At 31.6% G+C, this 21,948-nt stretch carries 21 protein-coding genes and 1 pseudogene; 17 read left to right on the top strand and 5 right to left on the bottom strand.

Annotated features, from left to right (window positions below):
• The 14 genes and pseudogenes from AA076_RS07175 to AA076_RS14975 all read left to right on the top strand — a co-directional run.
• Nucleotides 1–1,071 (top strand): undecaprenyldiphospho-muramoylpentapeptide beta-N-acetylglucosaminyltransferase, encoded by a 1,071-nt coding sequence (locus tag AA076_RS07175; protein WP_000160904.1) that lies wholly within the window; start codon nt 1–3, stop codon nt 1,069–1,071.
• 17 nt (nt 1,072–1,088) lie between these two features.
• Entirely contained in the window at nt 1,089–1,703 is a 615-nt protein-coding gene (locus tag AA076_RS07170; RefSeq protein WP_000084780.1) for a phosphatase PAP2 family protein, read from the top strand.
• 116 nt (nt 1,704–1,819) lie between these two features.
• Nucleotides 1,820–2,020: a hypothetical protein gene (locus tag AA076_RS07165; protein WP_000184336.1), complete on the top strand. Its 201-nt coding sequence runs from the start codon at nt 1,820–1,822 to the stop codon at nt 2,018–2,020.
• Nucleotides 2,021–2,096: 76 nt separating this feature from the next.
• Complete coding sequence (locus tag AA076_RS14980; protein ID WP_001788795.1) at nt 2,097–2,228, top strand: hypothetical protein; 132 nt, start codon at nt 2,097–2,099, stop codon at nt 2,226–2,228.
• A 261-nt stretch (nt 2,229–2,489) separates the two neighbouring features.
• Complete coding sequence (gene arlR / locus AA076_RS07155) at nt 2,490–3,149, top strand: response regulator transcription factor ArlR (protein WP_000192137.1); 660 nt, start codon at nt 2,490–2,492, stop codon at nt 3,147–3,149.
• The gene (gene arlS / locus AA076_RS07150; protein WP_000166801.1) at nt 3,146–4,501 is read left to right on the top strand and encodes a sensor histidine kinase ArlS; all 1,356 of its coding nucleotides are present in this window, start codon (nt 3,146–3,148) and stop codon (nt 4,499–4,501) included. The genes arlR and arlS overlap by 4 nt, the downstream gene beginning before the upstream one ends.
• A 283-nt stretch (nt 4,502–4,784) precedes the next feature.
• The gene (locus AA076_RS07145; protein WP_000180666.1) at nt 4,785–7,583 is read left to right on the top strand and encodes a 2-oxoglutarate dehydrogenase E1 component; all 2,799 of its coding nucleotides are present in this window, start codon (nt 4,785–4,787) and stop codon (nt 7,581–7,583) included.
• 13 nt (nt 7,584–7,596) lie between these two features.
• Nucleotides 7,597–8,865, top strand: coding sequence for a dihydrolipoyllysine-residue succinyltransferase (sucB, locus tag AA076_RS07140; RefSeq protein WP_001115440.1), 1,269 nt, complete (start codon nt 7,597–7,599; stop codon nt 8,863–8,865).
• A 579-nt stretch (nt 8,866–9,444) separates the two neighbouring features.
• The gene (locus AA076_RS07135) at nt 9,445–10,254 is read left to right on the top strand and encodes a VOC family protein (protein WP_000334518.1); all 810 of its coding nucleotides are present in this window, start codon (nt 9,445–9,447) and stop codon (nt 10,252–10,254) included.
• Nucleotides 10,255–10,282: 28 nt separating this feature from the next.
• On the top strand, nt 10,283–10,486 hold the full coding sequence (locus tag AA076_RS07130) for a DUF6501 family protein (protein WP_000902175.1): 204 nt from the start codon (nt 10,283–10,285) through the stop codon (nt 10,484–10,486).
• 180 nt (nt 10,487–10,666) lie between these two features.
• The gene (locus AA076_RS07125) at nt 10,667–11,458 is read left to right on the top strand and encodes an ATP-binding protein (protein ID WP_001185421.1); all 792 of its coding nucleotides are present in this window, start codon (nt 10,667–10,669) and stop codon (nt 11,456–11,458) included.
• A gap of 13 nt (nt 11,459–11,471) precedes the next feature.
• The gene (locus AA076_RS07120; RefSeq protein WP_001283665.1) at nt 11,472–13,358 is read left to right on the top strand and encodes a nitric oxide reductase activation protein NorD; all 1,887 of its coding nucleotides are present in this window, start codon (nt 11,472–11,474) and stop codon (nt 13,356–13,358) included.
• Nucleotides 13,359–13,582: 224 nt separating this feature from the next.
• Complete coding sequence (gene brnQ3, locus AA076_RS07115) at nt 13,583–14,926, top strand: branched-chain amino acid-like transporter carrier protein BrnQ3 (protein WP_001039275.1); 1,344 nt, start codon at nt 13,583–13,585, stop codon at nt 14,924–14,926.
• A 475-nt stretch (nt 14,927–15,401) separates the two neighbouring features.
• A pseudogene (locus tag AA076_RS14975) lies at nt 15,402–15,883 on the top strand (transposase); the annotation flags it as partial.
• A gap of 55 nt (nt 15,884–15,938) precedes the next feature.
• Here AA076_RS14975 and AA076_RS07100 read toward each other — a convergent pair.
• From AA076_RS07100 to AA076_RS07090, 3 genes are read right to left on the bottom strand one after another with little or no spacing between them, the layout of a single operon-like run.
• Entirely contained in the window at nt 15,939–17,075 is a 1,137-nt protein-coding gene (locus AA076_RS07100; protein ID WP_000138413.1) for a toxic anion resistance protein, read from the bottom strand.
• 31 nt (nt 17,076–17,106) lie between these two features.
• Complete coding sequence (locus AA076_RS07095; protein WP_001788788.1) at nt 17,107–17,736, bottom strand: 5-bromo-4-chloroindolyl phosphate hydrolysis family protein; 630 nt, start codon at nt 17,734–17,736, stop codon at nt 17,107–17,109.
• A gap of 18 nt (nt 17,737–17,754) precedes the next feature.
• On the bottom strand, nt 17,755–18,024 hold the full coding sequence (locus tag AA076_RS07090; RefSeq protein ID WP_001215907.1) for an acylphosphatase: 270 nt from the start codon (nt 18,022–18,024) through the stop codon (nt 17,755–17,757).
• 162 nt (nt 18,025–18,186) lie between these two features.
• On the opposite strand from AA076_RS07090, the gene msaA reads away from it, so the two are divergent.
• From msaA to msaC, 3 genes are all read left to right on the top strand, one after another.
• Entirely contained in the window at nt 18,187–18,495 is a 309-nt protein-coding gene (gene msaA / locus AA076_RS07085) for a regulatory protein MsaA (RefSeq protein WP_000269923.1), read from the top strand.
• 170 nt (nt 18,496–18,665) lie between these two features.
• Complete coding sequence (locus AA076_RS14965; RefSeq protein ID WP_078104098.1) at nt 18,666–18,770, top strand: cold-shock protein; 105 nt, start codon at nt 18,666–18,668, stop codon at nt 18,768–18,770.
• 196 nt (nt 18,771–18,966) lie between these two features.
• Nucleotides 18,967–19,368, top strand: coding sequence for a sarA expression modulator MsaC (gene msaC / locus AA076_RS07075; RefSeq protein WP_000876201.1), 402 nt, complete (start codon nt 18,967–18,969; stop codon nt 19,366–19,368).
• A gap of 239 nt (nt 19,369–19,607) precedes the next feature.
• On the opposite strand, the gene lysA is transcribed toward msaC, so the two are convergent.
• Together lysA and AA076_RS07065 are read right to left on the bottom strand one after the other, a co-directional pair.
• A complete protein-coding gene (gene lysA, locus AA076_RS07070; RefSeq protein ID WP_000216946.1) occupies nt 19,608–20,873 on the bottom strand; it encodes a diaminopimelate decarboxylase in 1,266 nt (421 codons plus the stop codon).
• Nucleotides 20,863–21,948: an alanine racemase gene (locus AA076_RS07065; protein ID WP_000127593.1), complete on the bottom strand. Its 1,086-nt coding sequence runs from the start codon at nt 21,946–21,948 to the stop codon at nt 20,863–20,865. Before AA076_RS07065 ends, lysA begins: the two co-directional genes overlap by 11 nt.

Genomic DNA, 21,948 nt, shown 5'->3' with positions numbered 1-21,948 from the left:
ATGACGAAAATCGCATTTACCGGAGGGGGAACAGTTGGACACGTATCAGTAAATTTAAGTTTAATTCCAACTGCATTATCACAAGGTTATGAAGCGCTTTATATTGGTTCTAAAAATGGTATTGAAAGAGAAATGATTGAATCACAACTACCAGAAATTAAGTATTATCCTATTTCGAGTGGTAAATTAAGAAGATATATTTCTTTAGAAAATGCCAAAGACGTATTTAAAGTATTGAAAGGTATTCTTGATGCTCGTAAAGTTTTGAAAAAAGAAAAACCTGATCTATTATTTTCAAAAGGTGGATTTGTATCTGTGCCTGTTGTTATTGCAGCCAAATCATTAAATATACCAACTATTATTCATGAATCTGACTTAACACCAGGATTAGCGAATAAGATAGCACTTAAATTTGCCAAGAAAATATATACAACATTTGAAGAAACGCTAAACTACTTACCTAAAGAGAAAGCTGATTTTATTGGAGCAACAATTCGAGAAGATTTAAAAAATGGTAATGCACATAATGGTTATCAATTAACAGGCTTTAATGAAAATAAAAAAGTTTTACTCGTTATGGGTGGAAGCTTAGGAAGTAAAAAATTAAATAGCATTATTCGCGAAAACTTAGATGCATTATTACAACAATATCAAGTGATACATTTAACTGGTAAAGGATTAAAAGATGCTCAAGTTAAAAAATCAGGATATATACAATATGAATTTGTTAAAGAGGATTTAACAGATTTATTAGCAATTACGGATACAGTAATAAGTAGAGCTGGATCAAATGCGATTTATGAGTTCTTAACATTACGTATACCAATGTTATTAGTACCATTAGGTTTAGATCAATCCCGAGGCGACCAAATTGACAATGCAAATCATTTTGCTGATAAAGGATATGCTAAAGCGATTGATGAAGAACAATTAACAGCACAAATTTTATTACAAGAACTAAATGAAATGGAACAGGAAAGAACTCGAATTATCAATAATATGAAATCGTATGAACAAAGTTATACGAAAGAAGCTTTATTTGATAAGATGATTAAAGACGCATTGAATTAATGGGGGGGTAATGCTTTATGAGTCAATGGAAACGTATCTCTTTGCTCATCGTTTTTACATTGGTTTTTGGAATTATCGCGTTTTTCCACGAATCAAGACTTGGGAAATGGATTGATAATGAAGTTTATGAGTTTGTATATTCATCAGAGAGCTTTATTACGACATCTATCATGCTTGGGGCTACTAAAGTAGGTGAAGTCTGGGCAATGTTATGTATTTCATTACTTCTTGTGGCATATCTCATGTTAAAGCGCCACAAAATTGAAGCATTATTTTTTGCATTAACAATGGCATTATCTGGAATTTTGAATCCAGCATTAAAAAATATATTCGATAGAGAAAGACCTACATTGCTGCGTTTAATTGATATAACAGGATTTAGTTTTCCTAGCGGTCATGCTATGGGATCAACTGCATATTTTGGAAGTGGTATCTATCTATTAAATCGATTAAATCAAGGTAATTCAAAAGGTATTCTTATAGGGTTATGTGCAGCTATGATTTTATTGATTTCCATATCACGTGTATATCTAGGTGTACATTATCCAACAGATATTATTGCCGGCATTATTGGTGGATTATTTTGCATTATTTTATCAACGTTATTACTTAGAAATAAATTAATAAATTAAATAGTAAAAAAACAAAAGCAGTAAACCTAAAGTGTCGTAAGGGTTTACTGCTTTTATAAAACGTTGTTATAACGTATATTGTCTTTTACGGGCATATAAAAGGGGAATATTTGAAAATGACCAATCCAACAAGAACGAAACGTTGTGGGGGGGATGTTCTATGTGGTATTGATAATCATTTTCAACTACTATTATACATTAGTGAGAATCATTGTCAATTAGAAACTAAAACTTTTTTTGAATATTTTTTAAGAATAGTAAATAAAACGCATGATTACGCTATTTTAGAAAATAAAAAAATTTGTATTTCTCATTAGAATTAGAATATTTAAAAGTGATGAGGTTTAAACATTATATTGTTTACATACTCCTTTTGAATTCATACATTATGAAATGTTACTTCCAAGTTCAAAATCGCACATTGAAATGATGTGTGAAATGTTTAAACTACGGTCATTTTGTGAAAATAAAGATAATAACTATTCATTTTACAATAGTGAAAAGTCAGTATATGACAACAATTAATATTGCGGTAAGGCCTTGTGTTACAGTATTCTATATTTAAGTACTGCAATCAGAATTAACAGAATGCCATTAACTGATTATTAAATATTTGAGTTAATAAATAATTAATGATTGTAGCTTGAAAAATTTAAAACATGGTTATTGATTTGTGATAAAATTTAAACGTAAACAAACTAATTTAAAAAGCAACTATTGTATAGAAAAATACAAAATTTAAAATATATTACCTTATTAGAAAAAGTCGTAATATGAGGTGTACAAATGACGCAAATTTTAATAGTAGAAGATGAACAAAACTTAGCAAGATTTCTTGAATTGGAACTCACACATGAAAATTACAATGTGGACACAGAGTATGATGGACAAGACGGTTTAGATAAAGCGCTTAGCCATTACTATGATTTAATCATATTAGATTTAATGTTGCCGTCAATTAATGGCTTAGAAATTTGTCGCAAAATTAGACAACAACAATCTACACCTATCATTATAATTACAGCGAAAAGTGATACGTATGACAAAGTTGCTGGGCTTGATTACGGTGCAGACGATTATATAGTTAAGCCGTTTGATATTGAAGAACTTTTAGCAAGAATTCGTGCAATTTTACGTCGTCAGCCACAAAAGGATATTATCGATGTCAACGGTATTACAATTGATAAGAACGCTTTTAAAGTGACGGTAAATGGCGCAGAAATTGAATTAACAAAAACAGAGTATGATTTACTATATCTTCTAGCTGAAAATAAAAACCATGTTATGCAACGGGAACAAATTTTAAATCATGTATGGGGTTATAATAGTGAAGTAGAAACAAATGTCGTAGATGTTTATATAAGATATTTACGAAACAAGTTAAAACCATACGATCGTGACAAAATGATTGAAACAGTTCGTGGCGTTGGGTATGTGATACGATGACAAAACGTAAATTGCGCAATAACTGGATTATTGTTACCACGATGATTACGTTTGTCACGATATTTTTGTTTTGTTTAATTATTATTTTTTTCTTGAAAGATACACTGCATAATAGTGAGCTTGATGATGCAGAACGAAGCTCAAGCGATATTAATAATTTATTTCATTCTAAGCCTGTTAAAGATATATCTGCATTAGACTTGAATGCATCTTTAGGTAATTTTCAAGAGATAATTATTTATGATGAGCATAATAATAAATTATTTGAGACATCGAATGATAACACAGTGAGAGTTGAACCAGGTTATGAACACCGTTATTTTGACCGCGTAATAAAAAAACGCTATAAAGGCATTGAATATTTAATTATTAAAGAACCAATTACAACGCAAGATTTCAAAGGGTATAGCTTGTTAATTCATTCACTAGAAAATTATGATAACATCGTAAAATCATTGTATATCATTGCGCTGGCATTTGGAGTGATTGCAACAATTATAACTGCCACAATCAGTTATGTATTTTCAACACAAATTACTAAACCGCTTGTCAGTTTATCAAATAAAATGATTGAGATTCGACGAGATGGTTTTCAAAATAAATTGCAATTAAATACAAATTATGAAGAAATAGATAATTTAGCAAATACGTTTAATGAGATGATGAGCCAAATTGAAGAATCATTTAATCAACAAAGACAATTTGTTGAAGATGCGTCACATGAATTACGAACACCATTACAAATTATTCAAGGTCATTTAAATTTGATTCAGCGATGGGGAAAAAAAGACCCAGCAGTATTAGAAGAATCGTTAAATATTTCTATTGAAGAAATGAATCGTATCATAAAATTAGTCGAAGAATTACTTGAATTGACTAAAGGAGATGTAAATGACATTTCTTCTGAAGCACAGACCGTGCATATTAATGATGAAATTCGCTCGCGAATACACTCATTAAAACAATTGCATCCTGATTATCAATTTGATACGGATCTGACATCTAAAAATCTAGAAATTAAAATGAAACCTCATCAATTCGAACAATTATTTTTAATCTTTATTGATAATGCAATCAAATATGATGTGAAGAATAAGAAAATTAAAGTTAAGACAAGGTTAAAAAATAAGCAAAAAATAATTGAAATTACAGATCATGGAATTGGTATTCCAGAGGAAGATCAAGATTTCATTTTTGATCGCTTTTATCGAGTGGATAAATCTCGTTCAAGAAGTCAAGGCGGTAATGGACTCGGATTATCTATTGCTCAAAAAATCATTCAATTAAACGGAGGATCGATTAAAATTAAAAGTGAAATTAACAAAGGAACAACGTTTAAAATCATATTTTAATCATGACTGAGACGTCAATCAAAGTCATAGGATCAATTTTTTAAGTACACATTAGCTGTGACTAATGTATAAGAACAACTATAAAACAAATAAACAGTGGTTCTTTATCATTTCTGTTGTACTCCCAAAATTTACAATAAAATACATCTATAAACCTAGAAGAATCAACGCTTTTGTTGATTCTTCTTTTTAGCAGATAAATAGGTAAATCTACTTTAACAAATAACTAAATAGTGATATTATTACATTGTAAGCGTTTCAACATTTTTGTGGAGGGTGTAAAATGACTAACGAAAGAAAAGAAGTTTCAGAGGCTCCTGTAAACTTCGGTGCGAATTTAGGTCTAATGTTAGATCTATATGATGACTTTTTACAAGATCCATCATCTGTACCAGAAGATTTACAAGTCTTATTCAGCACAATTAAGAATGATGACTCAATTGTACCAGCTTTAAAAAGTACAAGTAGTCAAAATAGCGACGGCACAATTAAGCGTGTCATGCGTTTAATTGATAATATTCGCCAATACGGGCATCTTAAAGCCGATATTTATCCTGTAAATCCTCCAAAAAGGAAACATGTACCTAAATTAGAGATTGAAGACTTTGATTTAGATCAACAGACTTTGGAAGGTATATCAGCAGGAATTGTTTCAGATCACTTTGCCGACATTTATGATAATGCTTATGAAGCAATTTTAAGAATGGAAAAACGTTACAAAGGACCAATTGCATTTGAGTATACACATATTAATAACAATACCGAACGTGGTTGGTTAAAAAGAAGAATTGAAACGCCATATAAAGTAACGTTAAATAATAACGAAAAAAGGGCACTATTCAAACAATTAGCGTATGTTGAAGGGTTTGAAAAATATCTTCATAAAAACTTCGTTGGTGCAAAGCGTTTTTCAATTGAAGGGGTAGACGCACTTGTACCGATGTTACAACGTACTATTACGATTGCTGCGAAAGAAGGTATTAAAAATATACAAATAGGCATGGCTCACCGTGGACGTTTAAACGTTTTAACGCATGTCTTAGAAAAACCGTACGAAATGATGATTTCAGAATTTATGCATACAGATCCAATGAAATTCTTACCTGAAGATGGTAGCTTGCAGTTAACTGCTGGATGGACTGGTGATGTGAAATATCACCTTGGTGGCATTAAAACTACTGATTCATACGGTACAATGCAGCGTATTGCACTGGCTAACAATCCAAGTCACTTGGAAATTGTTGCACCTGTTGTTGAGGGGCGTACGAGAGCAGCACAAGATGATACACAACGAGCTGGGGCTCCGACGACTGATCATCATAAAGCAATGCCAATTATTATACATGGCGATGCTGCTTATCCTGGTCAAGGAATTAACTTCGAAACAATGAACTTAGGAAACTTGAAAGGCTATTCTACGGGTGGTTCATTGCATATTATTACTAACAATAGAATTGGATTTACTACAGAACCAATTGATGCACGTTCAACAACTTATTCTACAGATGTGGCCAAAGGTTATGATGTGCCAATATTCCATGTCAATGCAGATGACGTTGAAGCTACTATTGAAGCAATTGATATTGCAATGGAATTTAGAAAAGAGTTTCATAAAGACGTCGTTATTGATTTAGTAGGTTATCGTCGTTTCGGACATAACGAAATGGATGAACCATCAATTACTAATCCAGTTCCTTATCAGAATATTCGCAAACATGACTCTGTTGAATATGTGTTTGGTAAAAAGCTTGTTAATGAAGGTGTCATTTCAGAAGATGAAATGCATTCATTTATAGAACAAGTCCAAAAGGAACTAAGACAAGCTCATGATAAAATTAATAAAGCTGATAAAATGGATAATCCAGATATGGAAAAGCCTGCAGATCTTGCATTACCGTTACAAGCAGACGAACAATCATTTACTTTTGATCACTTGAAAGAAATAAATGATGCATTGTTAACATATCCGGATGGCTTTAACATTTTGAAAAAGTTAAACAAAGTTCTTGAGAAGCGTCATGAGCCGTTTAATAAAGAAGATGGTTTAGTTGATTGGGCACAAGCAGAACAACTTGCATTTGCGACAATTTTACAAGATGGTACACCGATTCGCTTAACTGGTCAAGATAGTGAACGTGGTACATTCAGTCATAGGCATGCCGTGTTACATGATGAGCAAACAGGTGAAACATATACACCTTTACATCATGTTCCTGATCAAAAAGCGACATTCGATATACACAATTCTCCGCTTTCAGAAGCAGCAGTAGTTGGTTTTGAATACGGCTATAATGTGGAAAACAAAAAAAGCTTCAATATTTGGGAAGCACAATATGGTGATTTTGCAAATATGTCACAAATGATTTTTGACAACTTCTTATTCAGTTCTCGCTCAAAATGGGGAGAACGTTCAGGATTAACATTATTCTTACCTCATGCATATGAGGGTCAAGGGCCTGAACATTCATCAGCAAGATTAGAGCGATTTTTACAATTAGCTGCTGAAAATAATTGCACAGTTGTCAACTTATCTAGTTCAAGTAATTATTTCCACTTATTGCGTGCACAAGCGGCTAGTTTAGATTCTGAACAAATGCGACCATTGGTTGTTATGTCACCAAAAAGCTTACTGAGAAATAAAACAGTTGCAAAACCAATTGATGAATTTACTTCTGGTGGATTTGAGCCAATTTTGACAGAATCATATCAAGCGGATAAGGTTACAAAAGTTATTTTGGCAACTGGTAAAATGTTCATTGATTTAAAAGAAGCATTAGCTAAAAATCCAGACGAATCAGTATTACTCGTTGCGATTGAAAGATTGTATCCATTCCCAGAGGAAGAGATTGAAGCATTACTAGCACAATTGCCAAACCTTGAAGAAGTGTCATGGGTACAAGAAGAACCTAAAAATCAAGGTGCATGGTTATATGTCTATCCATATGTTAAAGTGCTAGTTGCAGATAAATATGATTTAAGTTATCATGGCAGAATTCAAAGGGCTGCTCCAGCTGAAGGCGATGGAGAAATTCATAAACTTGTTCAAAATAAAATTATAGAAAATGCATTAAAAAATAACTAGGGGGAAATAAGTCATGCCAGAGGTTAAAGTTCCAGAATTAGCAGAATCTATTACAGAAGGTACCATTGCAGAATGGTTGAAAAACGTAGGGGATAGCGTAGAAAAAGGTGAAGCTATTCTTGAATTAGAAACTGATAAAGTTAATGTCGAAGTTGTATCTGAAGAAGCAGGTGTATTATCTGAACAACTTGCAAGTGAAGGCGACACTGTAGAAGTTGGACAAGCAATTGCTATCATCGGCGAAGGTAGTGGCAATGCTTCTAAAGAAAATAGTAACGACAATACTCCACAACAAAATGAAGAAACAAATAATAAAAAAGAAGAAACAACAAATAATTCGGTAGATAAAGCTGAAGTAAATCAAGCAAATGATGACAATCAGCAACGTATTAATGCTACGCCTTCTGCGCGTCGATATGCTCGTGAAAATGGTGTGAATCTTGCTGAAGTAAGTCCGAAAACAAATGATGTGGTTCGTAAAGAAGATATTGATAAGAAACAACAGGCACCGGCATCAACACAAACAACACAACAAGCATCTGCAAAAGAAGAGAAAAAATACAATCAATATCCTACAAAACCAGTGATTCGTGAAAAAATGTCACGTAGAAAGAAAACAGCTGCCAAAAAATTATTAGAGGTATCTAATAATACAGCTATGTTAACAACATTTAACGAAGTTGACATGACAAATGTTATGGAATTGCGTAAACGTAAGAAAGAACAATTTATGAAAGATCATGATGGTACTAAATTAGGATTTATGTCATTCTTTACTAAAGCTTCTGTAGCAGCTTTGAAAAAGTATCCAGAAGTTAATGCAGAAATCGACGGCGACGACATGATTACGAAACAATATTATGATATTGGTGTAGCTGTTTCTACAGATGATGGATTATTAGTACCATTTGTAAGAGATTGTGATAAAAAGAATTTTGCAGAAATCGAAGCAGAAATTGCTAATTTAGCAGTTAAAGCACGAGAGAAAAAACTTGGCTTAGATGATATGGTTAATGGTTCATTTACGATTACAAATGGCGGTATTTTTGGATCAATGATGAGTACGCCAATTATCAATGGTAATCAAGCTGCAATCTTAGGCATGCATTCAATTATTACAAGACCAATTGCGATTGATCAAGATACAATCGAAAATCGTCCAATGATGTATATTGCATTAAGCTATGATCATAGAATTATTGACGGTAAAGAAGCAGTTGGATTCTTAAAAACAATTAAAGAATTAATTGAAAACCCAGAAGACTTATTATTAGAATCTTAATCCACAACACAAAATAGTTTACTATTCCTAAAAGCGGGATTAAATCAATAACAAACAGCAGTAAGATTATTTCCTAGTCGAAATATCTTACTGCTGTACTTTATTTTTATAATGATTCGTATTAAAATGTGGGTTTAATTTTGACTACTTAAAAAATATATCATTTCTATTGAAATAGACTCACAATAGAAATATAGGTAGAATAGCGTGTTTCAATATGCTAATGAATGCATTTTAGATAATAACAAACGATGAAATATATGAATTCTATAAGCGCCTTTAGTTAATTTAAAATCATCTGAACATGATGTAAATTCGCTTTATGGACACGACATATATATGTTTTTCATGTCCTACAAAAAACGAAATATTCAATTGCTATATACAGATATTCATTAATGACACACTCAATAGCAACCATAACAATATTATGTTACCTATTTAAATGAAATAGTTCTTTTAAAGAAATACATTTTTCACATATTAATCTATAATCAAAATCAACTGACCGATATTCTATAATTTATGATTAAAATAAGTTATAATATAATAGTAAAGATAAAGATAGAGGTGGCTATAATGTGTGGACTTAGAAGTATAACATTAGGTACAACAAATATAGAACAGACAAAACATTTCATGGTTGACATATTAGGATTAAATTATGAAGAACTTCTTGAAAACTCAATTCGTTTCGGCGATGCAGATATAAGCCCAGGAACAAGACTTCAATTTATACAAGTTCCAAGTGAGCAATTAGAAGAATCTCACTTTGTGGGTATTGGATTACGTACACCAACTGACTCAGGTTTAGAGGAGTATGCGGAAATATTATCGAATAAGGATATTCCATTTACAACAGTTAAAGAATTAAATGGCAATAAATATTTCAGTCTCGAAGATAACAATGGTCATATTTTCTCAATATATTCAAACGAGAATAATTATGGCGTTGGTTTAGGTATGCCTTCTTTTGAGAGTGCGGTCAATCCGTTACATCAAGTGCAAGGTTTAGGACCAGTGATTCTTAAAGTGAATCATGTAGATATTACAGGTCAAATTTTAACAAATATATTCGGACTTGAAGTATTTGCAGAATACCAACCCTTCGACAATGCTGACTATCATGTCCAAGTATTCAAAGTTGGAACGGGTGGTCTAGGTGGCGAAATACATTTAATGCCTGTAGAAACCGAAATGACAATGCCGGAATATGGCGCAGTCGATCAAGTTGAGTTTGAAACGAAAGATGCAGATTTCTTTAATCAAGCGAAATCGCGCTTAGATGAAGTGGAAATACCATATCAAACGCTTGAGCAAGATGATATTGAATCAATTAGAATTACTGAAAACAGTGGATTATCGTTTATATTCACTTTACAAAAATAATTTTTTTACGATAGCGAGGACAAAATTTATGTTACATGAAACTTGGAAAGAACGTACACCAATCAAGAAAGTAGAAGTCATTAATACAGATGCAAAGAAATTTACAGTTTCTGACATGTTAACGGTTGGCAAACAATATGATGTTATCAACGAAACTGAAGAATATTATCAAATAATAGATAATTCTGGATTAGTTGGCGGTTACTATAAAACATATTTCAAAGAAGTTTAAACGCATAATTATTGAAATGAAGCCTAATATGAGATTTTCAATTAGTAAATTTGGTAAAATATAAACAATTCGCATACTAAGCATTGCGTTTTATATCAGAATAGAATAGTAAACTAAGGCATTTGGAGAACTTATTCCATGTCTTAGTTTTTTAATTTATTTAAAGGAGAACGTTTTAAAATGGCACTAAAACATTATAAGAATTCAGATTCAACAGTTTTCAATGATGCGAAGGCATTATTTGATTTAAATAAAAATATTTTACTTAAAGGTCCAACAGGTTCAGGGAAAACAAAGTTGGCAGAAACATTAAGTGAAGTTGTTGATACACCCATGCATCAAGTCAATTGTTCTGTTGATTTAGATACAGAAAGCTTATTAGGCTTTAAAACAATTAAAACAAATGCGGAAGGTCAACAAGAAATTGTCTTTGTAGATGGTCCAGTTATTAAAGCTATGAAAGAGGGGCATATTTTATATATTGATGAAATAAATATGGCTAAACCTGAAACATTGCCTGTATTAAATGGGGTCTTAGATTATCGTCGTCAAATTACGAATCCATACACTGGTGAAGTAATCAAAGCTGTACCAGGATTTAACGTTATAGCAGCGATAAATGAAGGTTATGTTGGTACTTTGCCAATGAATGAAGCACTAAAAAATCGCTTTGTTGTTATTCACGTTGATTATATTGATGGGGACATTTTAAAAAATGTGATTAAAGAGCAAAGTTTATTACAAGATGATAAACAAATCGAACAAATTATTAAGTTTAATGAAGATTTACGTACTATGTCTAAGCAGGGACAAATTTCTGAAGAAGCCGCTAGTATCCGTGCATTATTAGACTTGTGTGATTTAATCACTGTAATGCCAGTTGAACGTGCAATTAAACGTACAATTATTGATAAATTGGAAGATGAACGTGAACAACAAGCAATATATAATGCTGTAGAACTAAACTTTTAAAGAGGGATAAAACATGAGTGATCGTTTCATAAAATTTAATGACGAACAGTTAGATGCCAAGCAAGTAATGATGTTGCAAGACTTAGCTCGACTCTTATTAAAAAATGAACAAACACAAGTTAAAATCCAAAAATTCCCTTACTATAATCCTGTTCAAAATGTTTTGATTACGAGTTGGTTTTGGTCACATCGACCAAGCCATATCGAAATGGCTGGTTTAAAAACAGATGTTATGTTAGCTGCTTACGGTTATCATATGATGGATGTACAAATTGTAAATGAAGTAGTACAAGATAAAACTTTTAAACACCCTAAATTTTATCAACAACTTTTTAAATTATTAGAAGATATGCGCGTATTAAATTCTATTAAAGTTGAGCGCCCAAGTACTGCTAAATTAATTGATCTTCGCTTAGATACACGTATATCATATACGGAATCTCAAATTAAAGTGTATCGTACTAAAACACAATATACAGATTTATTATTTTTGTATTTAGAACATGCATTTTTAAGCCAAGATTTCTTTGATATACCATCTATACATTCAGATTTAGATGATATTTTAGTAAATATGTTCTTATATTTACCTAATTTTTTCCAAAATCAAAATTCTGAAGATAATATGTATCTGGCTCAAAGAATTATGTATCAAGTAGATGATATTTTAAAAGAAGATATGCTAAACGAATATTATTACTTACCTAAAACACTATATAATACATTAGCTAGTCCAGAGTTTGATGATTTAAAGAGAACTGATGCAAGTCAAGTCGATGGGCAAGATGATACTTCAGAAGATGATGATAACGAAAGTGAAAAAGCTGACTCTAAATCTGCAGATAGTGAGTCAAAAGGTGGCGCCTATTTAGAAATGGAGCTTCACGAAGGACAAAATAGTGAAACATTAGGTAATGATGAAGCACGTGAAGGCGATGCTACAGATGATATGACTGATATGATGACCAAAAAGGGCAAAGGATCAAACGATACGCTAAATCGTGAAGAAGGCGATGCTGTTGGTCAAAGCCAAGCATTTCAACTTGATGGTGTGAACAAAAATGTAGAAATAAAATGGCAAATTCCTGAAATTGAGCCACAATATGTTTTAGAATATCAAGAATCGAAACAAGACGTACAATATGAAATCAAAGACTTAATTCAAATTATAAAGAAAACGATTGAACGAGAACAACGAGATGCACGTTTTAATTTAACAAAAGGGCGATTACAAAAGGATTTAATTAATTGGTTTATCGACGATCAATATAAATTGTTTTACAAAAAACAAGATTTAAGTAAATCATTTGATGCGACATTTACATTGTTAATTGATGCGTCAGCAAGTATGCATGATAAAATGGCTGAAACGAAGAAAGGTGTAGTGTTATTCCACGAGACGTTAAAAGCATTGAACATTAAACATGAAATTTTATCATTCAGTGAGGATGCCTTTGATTCAGACGAGCATGCACAACCAAATATCATTAATGAAATTATTAACTATGATTACTCAACCTTTGAAAAAGATGGCCCACGTATTATGGCACTTGAACCTCAAGATGATAATCGTGATGGTGTTGCTATTAGAGTTGCAAGTGAACGATTAATGCGTCGAAATCAACATCAACGATTTTTAATCGTATTTTCAGACGGCGAACCGTCTGCATTTAATTATAGTCAAGATGGTATTATTGATACGTATGAAGCTGTAGAAATGTCACGTAAATTTGGTATTGAAGTATTTAATGTATTTTTGAGTCAAGATCCAATAACTGAAGATGTTGAACAAACAATTCATAATATTTATGGTCAATATGCTATTTTCGTTGAAGGTGTTGCGCATTTACCTGGACATCTCTCTCCATTATTAAAAAAATTACTACTTAAATCTTTATAAATAAATTTAAAATATGAGTTTATATGAAATTGTGAATAAAAGTCATCAGTTACTATTTAAAAAGTGGATTTGAAGAATTTTATTTTCTGACATAATTTGATTTAAACAACACATGTGTTTTGTTTCTGCTATGTACAACATATTTCATATAGACTCTTTATTATTTTTTGTGCTAAAATATTTACTTGTAAATTATTTCGTGTTTTAAAAAAAGGAGTAACTCTATGAATAAAAATACATGGGTCATTGGGTTTACGCTCTTCGCTATGTTTTTTGGCGCAGGCAATCTAATTTTTCCTCCTAATCTCGGATTGGATAGTGGTCAATTTTTCTGGCCCGCCATTTTAGCGTTTGTTCTAACTGGGATTGGTTTACCATTATTAGGTGTGATTGTAGGTGCACTTGATAAAGAAGGATATATTGGCGCATTAAATAAAATTTCACCTAAATTTTCAATATTGTTCTTAATCATCATTTATTTGACTATAGGACCACTTTTTGCAATACCTAGAACTGCATCTACATCTTTTGAAATGACAATTACACCAATTATACATAGCAATAGTAGTATCGCTTTATTTATATTTACGATTATCTACTTCATAGTCGTTTTGTATATTTGTTTAAATCCATCTAAGTTAATCGATCGTATTGGTTCATTATTAACACCATTATTATTGATTACTATTTTAGCGATGATTATTAAAGGATACTTAGACTTTAGCGGTAATAGTGCTGGAAAGGGCAATGAAGCACTATATCATTCTAATTTTTCAAGTTTTGCTGAAGGCTTTACACAAGGCTATTTAACAATGGATGCCATTGCAGCAATTGCTTTTTCAATGATTGTTGTTAATGCAGTAAAACTAACAGGCATTACTAAAACAAATCAAATATTCAAACAAACTTTGACTGCTGGTTTAATTGCAGCCGTAGCTTTAATTTTCATATATATTTCATTAGGTTATATTGGTAATCATATGCCAGTAAGTGACATGACGTTAGATCAATTGAAATCCAAAGATCGAAACATTGGGACATATTTATTAACGACAATGGCTTCAACAGGATTTGGTTCATTCGGAAAATATTTATTGGGCATCATTGTGGCGCTGGCATGTCTAACTACAGCATGCGGGCTTATTGTTGCAGTTTCTGAATATTTCCATAGAATCGTACCTAAAGTATCATACAAAGCATTTGTATTAGTTTTCATTTTAATGAGTTTTATTATTGCTAACCAAGGTTTAAATGCTGTTATCTCAATGTCAATTCCGGTATTAAGCATTGTATACCCAGTAGCAATAACTGTTGTATTATTAATTTTAATTGCCAAATTCATACCGACAAAACGCATTTCACAACAAATTCCAGTTATTATCGTATTTATATTGTCGATTTTCAGTGTTATTAGTAAGTTAGGTTGGCTGAAAATTAACTTTATAGAATCATTGCCTCTAAGAGCGTATTCTTTAGAGTGGTTCCCAGTAGCAATTATTGCAACGATATTAGGCTATCTAGTCGGCATATTTGTAAAACAAGATCCAATTAAATATCAACAGGAATAACGAATAATATAAAAGAGGTTGGGACATAAATCCCTAAAAAAACAGCAGTAAGATAATTTTCAATTAGAAAATATCTTACTGCTGTTCTCTATTTATACAATACTTCGTATTGAATGGCTTCGCTTTCCTAGGGTGCCGTCTCAGCCTCGGTCTTCGACTGGCACTGCTCCCTCAGGAGTCTCGCCATTAATACTACGTATTAACGTGTAATTTTACTTTGAAATACTTTAAAAAAATAAGACACTTTGCCCAACTTGCACATAAATGTAAAATTCAATAAAATAAATTTTCTGTGTTGGATCCCTTCGTATAATTTAATAAATACTACTAAACTAAATTAACGAGGTGCCTTATGTATAAAAATTATAACATGACCCAACTTACACTACCAATAGAAACTTCTGTTAGAATTCCTCAAAATGATAATACGCGATATGTTAATGAAATTGTTGAAACGATATCTGATAGCGAATTCGATGAATTTATATGTCCTAATAACAAAAGAATAGGTTTTAAAAGATATGCATACCGTAATGATAGATATAGTTTTAAACGTGACTTCAAGCTATATGAATGTGATGACTGTTCATCATGTTCTTTGAGACATCAATGCATGAAGCCAAATTCGAAATCCAATAAGAAAATTATGAAGAATTATAATTGGGAATACTTTAAAGCCCAAATTAATCAAAAGCTTTCTGAACCAGAAACGAAAAAATCTATAGTCAAAGAAAAATTGATGTAGAGCCTGTTTTTGGATTTATGAAGGCTATTTTGGGTTTCACTCGAATGTCAGTTCGAGGAATAAATAAAGTTAAACGAGAGCTAGGTTTTGTATTAATGGCACTTAATATAAGGAAAATAGCAGCTCAACGAGCTGTACATTATAAAATACATATCAAAAAAGCTGATTTCTATCAAATAAATAATAGAAATCAGCTTTTTTACATTGCCTAAGAACTTTAAGGAACTTAATGTCCCAAGCTCTTTTTTGTTATATCTAATTCGTAATTTATGATTGTTTATTCGGTCCTTTGATGTTCACTAAATGTGACTTTAAATCTTGTTCTAATTGTTGTAATTCTTTTTCAGCTAATTGTCGTTCTTCGCGACCGTGTTGTTGAATAATTAATGTTTCTTCAATTGTCTCAATAATGTTACGCTGTGTACGTTTCAATGTATCAAGATCAACAATGCCACGCTCATTTTCTGTTGCAGTTTCAATCGCATTTTGTTTCAACATTTCAGCATTTGCTGTTAATAAATCATTAGTTGTATCAGTGACAGCTCGTTGTGCAGCAACTGCATTACGCTGTCTCATTAATGTAAGCGCAATGGCCATTTGATTTTTCCATAGTGGAATACTTGTCAAAATTGAACTTTGTATCTTCTCGGCAAGTGCTTGATTAACATTTTGAATCATACGAATTTGTGGCGCAGTTTGCAAAGCTATTTGTCTTGAAAGCTGTAAGTCATATATGCGTTTATCTAGTCTATCTATAAATTGCTGCATATCTGCAACTTGTTGAATATCCATTTGATTAGTGGATTGCTGCGCTTGCTGTTGCAATTGTGGTAGCTTTTCATTTTCTAATTGCAACTTTTTTTGCTGTGCAGCAATGATATGCAATGATAAGTCATCAAAGTATTGTTTGTTTTTATCATATAGCGTATCTAATAATTCAATATCTCTTGTTAAATGTGTTTGATGTTTCTGCAGTTGAATCGTTATGCGATCGACTTGAGCACTAACTGATTGCATTCTTGAAAAGATTTCATTGATAGACGACTTTGCTCTGCTAAAAATTCTTTTTAACATAGATGGTTTATCAGTATTTAACTCATTTGGATTAACTGACTTTAGTTTTGACATTAGATCTGACAAAGTATCTCCAATAGGACCAACATCTTTACTTTGTACTTCATCCAACATTTGATGTGAAAATTGAGACATTTGTTTCTGTAAATCAGAACCAAACGCTAATAAACCTTCATTGTCTAAAGGGTTAATTTGTTTACTGATTGTGTCTACCTGTTTTTGTTGTTCAATTGTTAACTTTTCTTTTTGAATAGTAGTATTCGATAATTCTTTATCGCTTATAAAATCATCTAGTGGATGGCTTTCTTTGAAACTTTTATTTTCAGTCATCAATCATCTCTCCAATAGTTGCTATTTTACATCAATCTTGATGATGTTTTTGATGTAACTTATTTAATTCCATTTCAATATCTAAACGTTCATAATCATCTTCGTTGAGACGCTTTAAATCAGCGATTAATGTTCGTTTGACCTCATCCAAAGTAATTCGTGTTTGTTCTAACTTTTGCTGTTCATTAATTGATTTTTTGGGCATTTTTGCTAGACGTGTATATGCATCAACCAAATTTAAAGCATTATCAATATGAGAATAAAAAAAGCCTTCAACTTTATAAAATGATGCAGGTCTCTGTCTAACTGTCGTATAAATAGAACGTGAAATTTGGTATATATCATTAATCTGCCTAAAATCTTTAATTGATCTTATATTGACATACGTTTTTAAAATACCTCTAAGTTTTTGGTGTGTATGATTTAACTGATTTCGAATATAGCGATAGTCTTTTCTAGTCAAACCAATTTCGTTTAAATATTTGCGTGAAGTGAGTTTTTGTATCGGTAGGTATGTCATTAAAAAGCCAACAATACCAATAGACATATCAATTAAAAAAGATACATCAAGTGCAATCATCCCAAATATGCTTGTTAAAAACGCTACAGGAATTCCCACTAACACCCCAAATATATGAGAAATATTATATCTCACTGTCATCTTCCTTTATTTAGCATTTTATATTGATCGAAAATCCGATAATTTTTGATTTAGTTCTAACTCTTCAAGTTGATGGCTTGTTACATTTGATGCTGGTGAGGCACCTTCAATTACACCTTGAATAAATCTCTCTATATCTGCGTCATCCCCTTGTGCATATATCTCTACATAGTCATCTACATTTTGAACAGTACCGACAATGTTATAGTTCATTGCAATGCGTTGTGTAAAATATCTAAATCCGACGCCTTGAACGCGTCCGAATACTTGTAAATGTATATGTCTCATTTTTACCACCTCATAATGTTATTATACGTAGTTTTACTTAAAAAAACTAATAATTACTATAGTTACTACTTTGTTTGTTTCAAGTCGTCAAACTTGATTTTCAGAGGATAAAGGTATAAAAATAAGTATAGAGTTTTTGAAGTATGGAAGGGGTCTTTAATAATGTGGACAGTTACCAAAATTAGAGCCGATTATGAGGGATGGTGGTTATTCAGTGACTGGCCAGAAAACATTGTTGAAAAATATCAATATCAAGATTTTGATGACATGTTTAAGCACTATCAACAATTGATTAATCAATGTAAAGTTCAGTTCGATAACTATGTCACAGGCAAATATAATATTTATGCATTTTATAATAATTGTGACATGAACTATTGCGAAGATTGTGAAGAGGATTTACAAATATTTTATAGTTTCATTGTTTTACAAAATAATGAAGTATATTATAAACTACCAATAATTGATTAAATGAATATTTTTTATTATTGTATTGCAATTTGGTAATAACTGCACTATAATACAAGTTAAGCAGATGATTATTCCATATTGCAAAGAATATTTGAGTGAAATTTGCATGTATTTTTTGTAATATGCGAATAAGCATATTGAATGAATTTTAGTCTTGGAGGTTTCAGATTATGAAACAAGGTACAGTTAAATGGTTTAACGCTGAAAAAGGATTCGGCTTTATCGAAGTTGAAGGCGACCGCGGTCCACAAGCTGCAAACGTTGTTAAACTATAATTCTTAGATTTGAATCATTGATTTTAACTAACACCTTACCAAGAAGTAAGGTGTTTTTATATGCTTATTACAAATACTTAACGCGATGAGTTTCTCAACCAAATTGAGAACTCTTTTTTTATATCACCAACATTGTTTGCAATAGAAAAATATATTTATATAATATAATTATGGTGTACAACGACGAGGTGATTTTATGAAATATCTTATCCTTAGTTTAGTTGCTAATTTATTAGTTTTCGGTGTATTATCTGCAATTGGATTAAATATTAATATTTTAGCAGCAATGATGATTGTATTAGTGATTCCGATAATGATTTCTGGGATACTATTTTTCAAAACTAATATTGATAAAACATACATATTTTTTAACATCATATTTATCGACTTTTATTACTATATTTACAATGTACATTTAATGACTTTGCCAAAGTTTAATAATTATATTAAAGCAGAGATGATGGAATTAGAAGATATTGATGTATTAATTACAAGTAAAGATTTTGGATTTGATGAAATTCTGTTTTATACATTATATTTGTTGTTAATTCTTATCGTTTTATATTATTTGAAAAAGCAAGTAAAGCATAAAATCTAATTTCATGATGCTTGTTTAAAGTGTGGTATGTATATGATGCTTTAAATTAGTTGAATAGGGCTAACTAAATATAAAGGATTAATGACAAAAAGAAATAAATACTTTCTAACTAAAAATGTGCTGTTCTTCCTTTTTTAGAGTATATGTCCAAGCATGTTTTCTACAGTCATCTATAATGCATAAAAATTCCCCGAGTCACAGTATAATTTTCTGTGCTTCGGGGATTACTTTGTTTATTTTTATTTTGTATCATTAATAATGAGTTGTCTTAACGATTGTCGCTTTATAACTTCACGTGCTTTGCCATCTTTTAAGAAAAACACAGAAGGCTTTTGCATTTGATTGTAATTGGATGCCATAGAGTAATGATATGCACCAGTTGATAATATAGCAAGATAGTCTCCACGTTTGACTGATGAAGGTAATTTAGCGTCTTTAATAATGATATCACCAGACTCACATAATTTTCCAGCTATAGTTACACTGTCATCTGCTTCTTCATTTCTATTAACAAGCAATGCTTGATACTTTGCGTCATAAAGTGCAGTTCTGATATGATCACTCATACCGCCATCGATTGAAACATATTTATTAATCTCTGGAATTTCTTTAATGGTTCCAACTTCATATAAAGTAACGCCAGCTTCACCTACAATTGATCGTCCCGGTTCAATACCTATTTCTGGTGCATCTATACCTAGAACTTTAATTTCGGATTTTATTGCGTCTGTAATATCTTTAATACCACTTTCGATAGGGAAACTTTCGTCACCTTCAACATATTTAATACCAAAGCCACCACCAAGGTTTAATAATTCAACTTGAATGCCTTGCTCTTTAAGCCAACGTAAAACAATTTTAGCAGTTTCAATAAATGCTTCTGTACCTTCAATCTGTGAACCAATATGACAATGTACACCTTTTAATTTTAAGTGTTTAGATTGTTGGACTTTGTCAATTGCTTTTTTAGCTAAGCCATATTGAATTGATAATCCAAACTTACTATCTTCTTGCCCAGTTTGAATAAATTCGTGTGTATGTGCTTCAACACCTGGATTAACTCGTAATACAACTTGAACCGTATCATTAGCATAGCGGTCTATTAATTCAATTTCTTCTAATGAATCTATAACAAAATAACCGATATTATTTTCTAAAGCATACCTAATTTCATGTTTCGTTTTATTGTTACCATGGAAATGGATGCGACTCGGTTCAAAACCTGCTTCTAAAGCTGTATATAATTCACCTTCAGAAACAACATCTAACTGTAAATCTTCCTCAGCTACAAGTTTGACCATTTGAATGCAAGTAAATGCCTTTGAGGCGTATGAAATATTGTATTTTAATCCACTATCTTTAAATGCGCGATGGTAACGGCGCATCTGTTCTCTAATTTGTAGTTCATCATAAACAATGGTAGGTGTACCAAAGCTTTGTGCAATCGTTTTTAAACTAATACCATCCATTGTTAATTCGCCATTTTGATTATATTTAACAGTCATTTGAAATGTACTCCTTTTTTAAAGAATCATGATTCATAGCACTTAATTGTTCAGAATTTGCACCAACACCTTTAAAGGTATATTCATCGATGCGGATATCATTATTATAAAGAATAACTTCATCTTGTGCATGTACATTGCCATCTACTTCAACAAACATATGGCTCATCATTAATGCACGTATCGGGTAGCGTTTACCATTGATAAGTGCTTCATGTTTAGCACGAGTTCTTAAAATTCCATCGCCATAACCGATATCAACTACAGCTAATTTTGTATTGTTTTTAGTCACTTCAAAGGCAAAGCTATAACCGCAATAATCACCAGCTTGTACTTCGCGCACTTGAATAACATGTGCTTTTAAAGTTAATGACTGAACTATATCATGTTGATTCAGTGAACTATATGGTCTTGAACCGTATAACGCAATACCTACACGCGCATGTGTATGGTGGGGTAGTAATATTTGTCCTTCCCGATAAAAACTCGCACTATTTTGAGCATGGATTAGGTCGAACTGATAACCTTCAGATAAAAGTGCTTCAACAATTTCCATCCATTGTGAACGTTCAACATTATAATCTGACACATCGAATTCATCAGCATATCCAAAATGGGTCCATAAACCACTAATAATCATTTTTGCATTTTGATTATGATGGTGATCTTTCAATACTTCTTTAATTTCGTTTAAATCTTTAAATCCAGACCGATGTAATAAATTTTCAAATTCTAAGTGAACATGAATACCAGCTAAATCATTTTTATGGTTATAGTAATATGTCAACGACGGCAAAGTCATGTGTATTTGATGTTCACGGACTAAATCAAACTCGTAAACTGCATTCATTAAAAAGATTGTTGCATCTGGAGCAAGTTGTCTAATTTGAATTGCTTCTCGTAGTGATGTTGTGCTAAATGTATCTATACCTGCATGGATAAACTGAGTTACAGCAAATTCTAGGTCATAGTGATATGCATTATTTTTAACAACTGCCATTAATGGCTGATTGTTTTTGACTGTGATTGCATTTTGTAAAAATATTTTCTTATTTACAGACCATGTTGCTGTCAA

Origin of the sequence: Staphylococcus aureus (assembly GCF_001027105.1) — a bacterium.
Lineage (GTDB): Bacteria > Bacillota > Bacilli > Staphylococcales > Staphylococcaceae > Staphylococcus > Staphylococcus aureus.
Note: the sequence above shows the minus strand (reverse complement) of the source record. Positions and strands in the feature narration are given on the sequence as shown.

What these genes read in the sequence shown, in the direction of transcription:
- lysA (WP_000216946.1), bottom strand. Translation starts at nt 20,873, where the DNA reads ATGACTGTTAAATATAATCAAAATGGCGAATTAACAATGGATGGTATT.
- sucB (WP_001115440.1), top strand. Translation starts at nt 7,597, where the DNA reads ATGCCAGAGGTTAAAGTTCCAGAATTAGCAGAATCTATTACAGAAGGT.
- AA076_RS14980 (WP_001788795.1), top strand. Translation starts at nt 2,097, where the DNA reads ATGTTACTTCCAAGTTCAAAATCGCACATTGAAATGATGTGTGAAATG.
- AA076_RS07100 (WP_000138413.1), bottom strand. Translation starts at nt 17,075, where the DNA reads ATGACTGAAAATAAAAGTTTCAAAGAAAGCCATCCACTAGATGATTTT.
- brnQ3 (WP_001039275.1), top strand. Translation starts at nt 13,583, where the DNA reads ATGAATAAAAATACATGGGTCATTGGGTTTACGCTCTTCGCTATGTTT.
- arlS (WP_000166801.1), top strand. Translation starts at nt 3,146, where the DNA reads ATGACAAAACGTAAATTGCGCAATAACTGGATTATTGTTACCACGATG.
- AA076_RS07145 (WP_000180666.1), top strand. Translation starts at nt 4,785, where the DNA reads ATGACTAACGAAAGAAAAGAAGTTTCAGAGGCTCCTGTAAACTTCGGT.
- AA076_RS07175 (WP_000160904.1), top strand. Translation starts at nt 1, where the DNA reads ATGACGAAAATCGCATTTACCGGAGGGGGAACAGTTGGACACGTATCA.
- AA076_RS07135 (WP_000334518.1), top strand. Translation starts at nt 9,445, where the DNA reads ATGTGTGGACTTAGAAGTATAACATTAGGTACAACAAATATAGAACAG.
- AA076_RS07125 (WP_001185421.1), top strand. Translation starts at nt 10,667, where the DNA reads ATGGCACTAAAACATTATAAGAATTCAGATTCAACAGTTTTCAATGAT.
- msaC (WP_000876201.1), top strand. Translation starts at nt 18,967, where the DNA reads ATGAAATATCTTATCCTTAGTTTAGTTGCTAATTTATTAGTTTTCGGT.
- msaA (WP_000269923.1), top strand. Translation starts at nt 18,187, where the DNA reads ATGTGGACAGTTACCAAAATTAGAGCCGATTATGAGGGATGGTGGTTA.
- AA076_RS07120 (WP_001283665.1), top strand. Translation starts at nt 11,472, where the DNA reads ATGAGTGATCGTTTCATAAAATTTAATGACGAACAGTTAGATGCCAAG.
- AA076_RS14965 (WP_078104098.1), top strand. Translation starts at nt 18,666, where the DNA reads ATGAAACAAGGTACAGTTAAATGGTTTAACGCTGAAAAAGGATTCGGC.
- AA076_RS07130 (WP_000902175.1), top strand. Translation starts at nt 10,283, where the DNA reads ATGTTACATGAAACTTGGAAAGAACGTACACCAATCAAGAAAGTAGAA.
- AA076_RS07170 (WP_000084780.1), top strand. Translation starts at nt 1,089, where the DNA reads ATGAGTCAATGGAAACGTATCTCTTTGCTCATCGTTTTTACATTGGTT.
- AA076_RS07095 (WP_001788788.1), bottom strand. Translation starts at nt 17,736, where the DNA reads ATGACAGTGAGATATAATATTTCTCATATATTTGGGGTGTTAGTGGGA.
- arlR (WP_000192137.1), top strand. Translation starts at nt 2,490, where the DNA reads ATGACGCAAATTTTAATAGTAGAAGATGAACAAAACTTAGCAAGATTT.
- AA076_RS07165 (WP_000184336.1), top strand. Translation starts at nt 1,820, where the DNA reads ATGACCAATCCAACAAGAACGAAACGTTGTGGGGGGGATGTTCTATGT.
- AA076_RS07090 (WP_001215907.1), bottom strand. Translation starts at nt 18,024, where the DNA reads ATGAGACATATACATTTACAAGTATTCGGACGCGTTCAAGGCGTCGGA.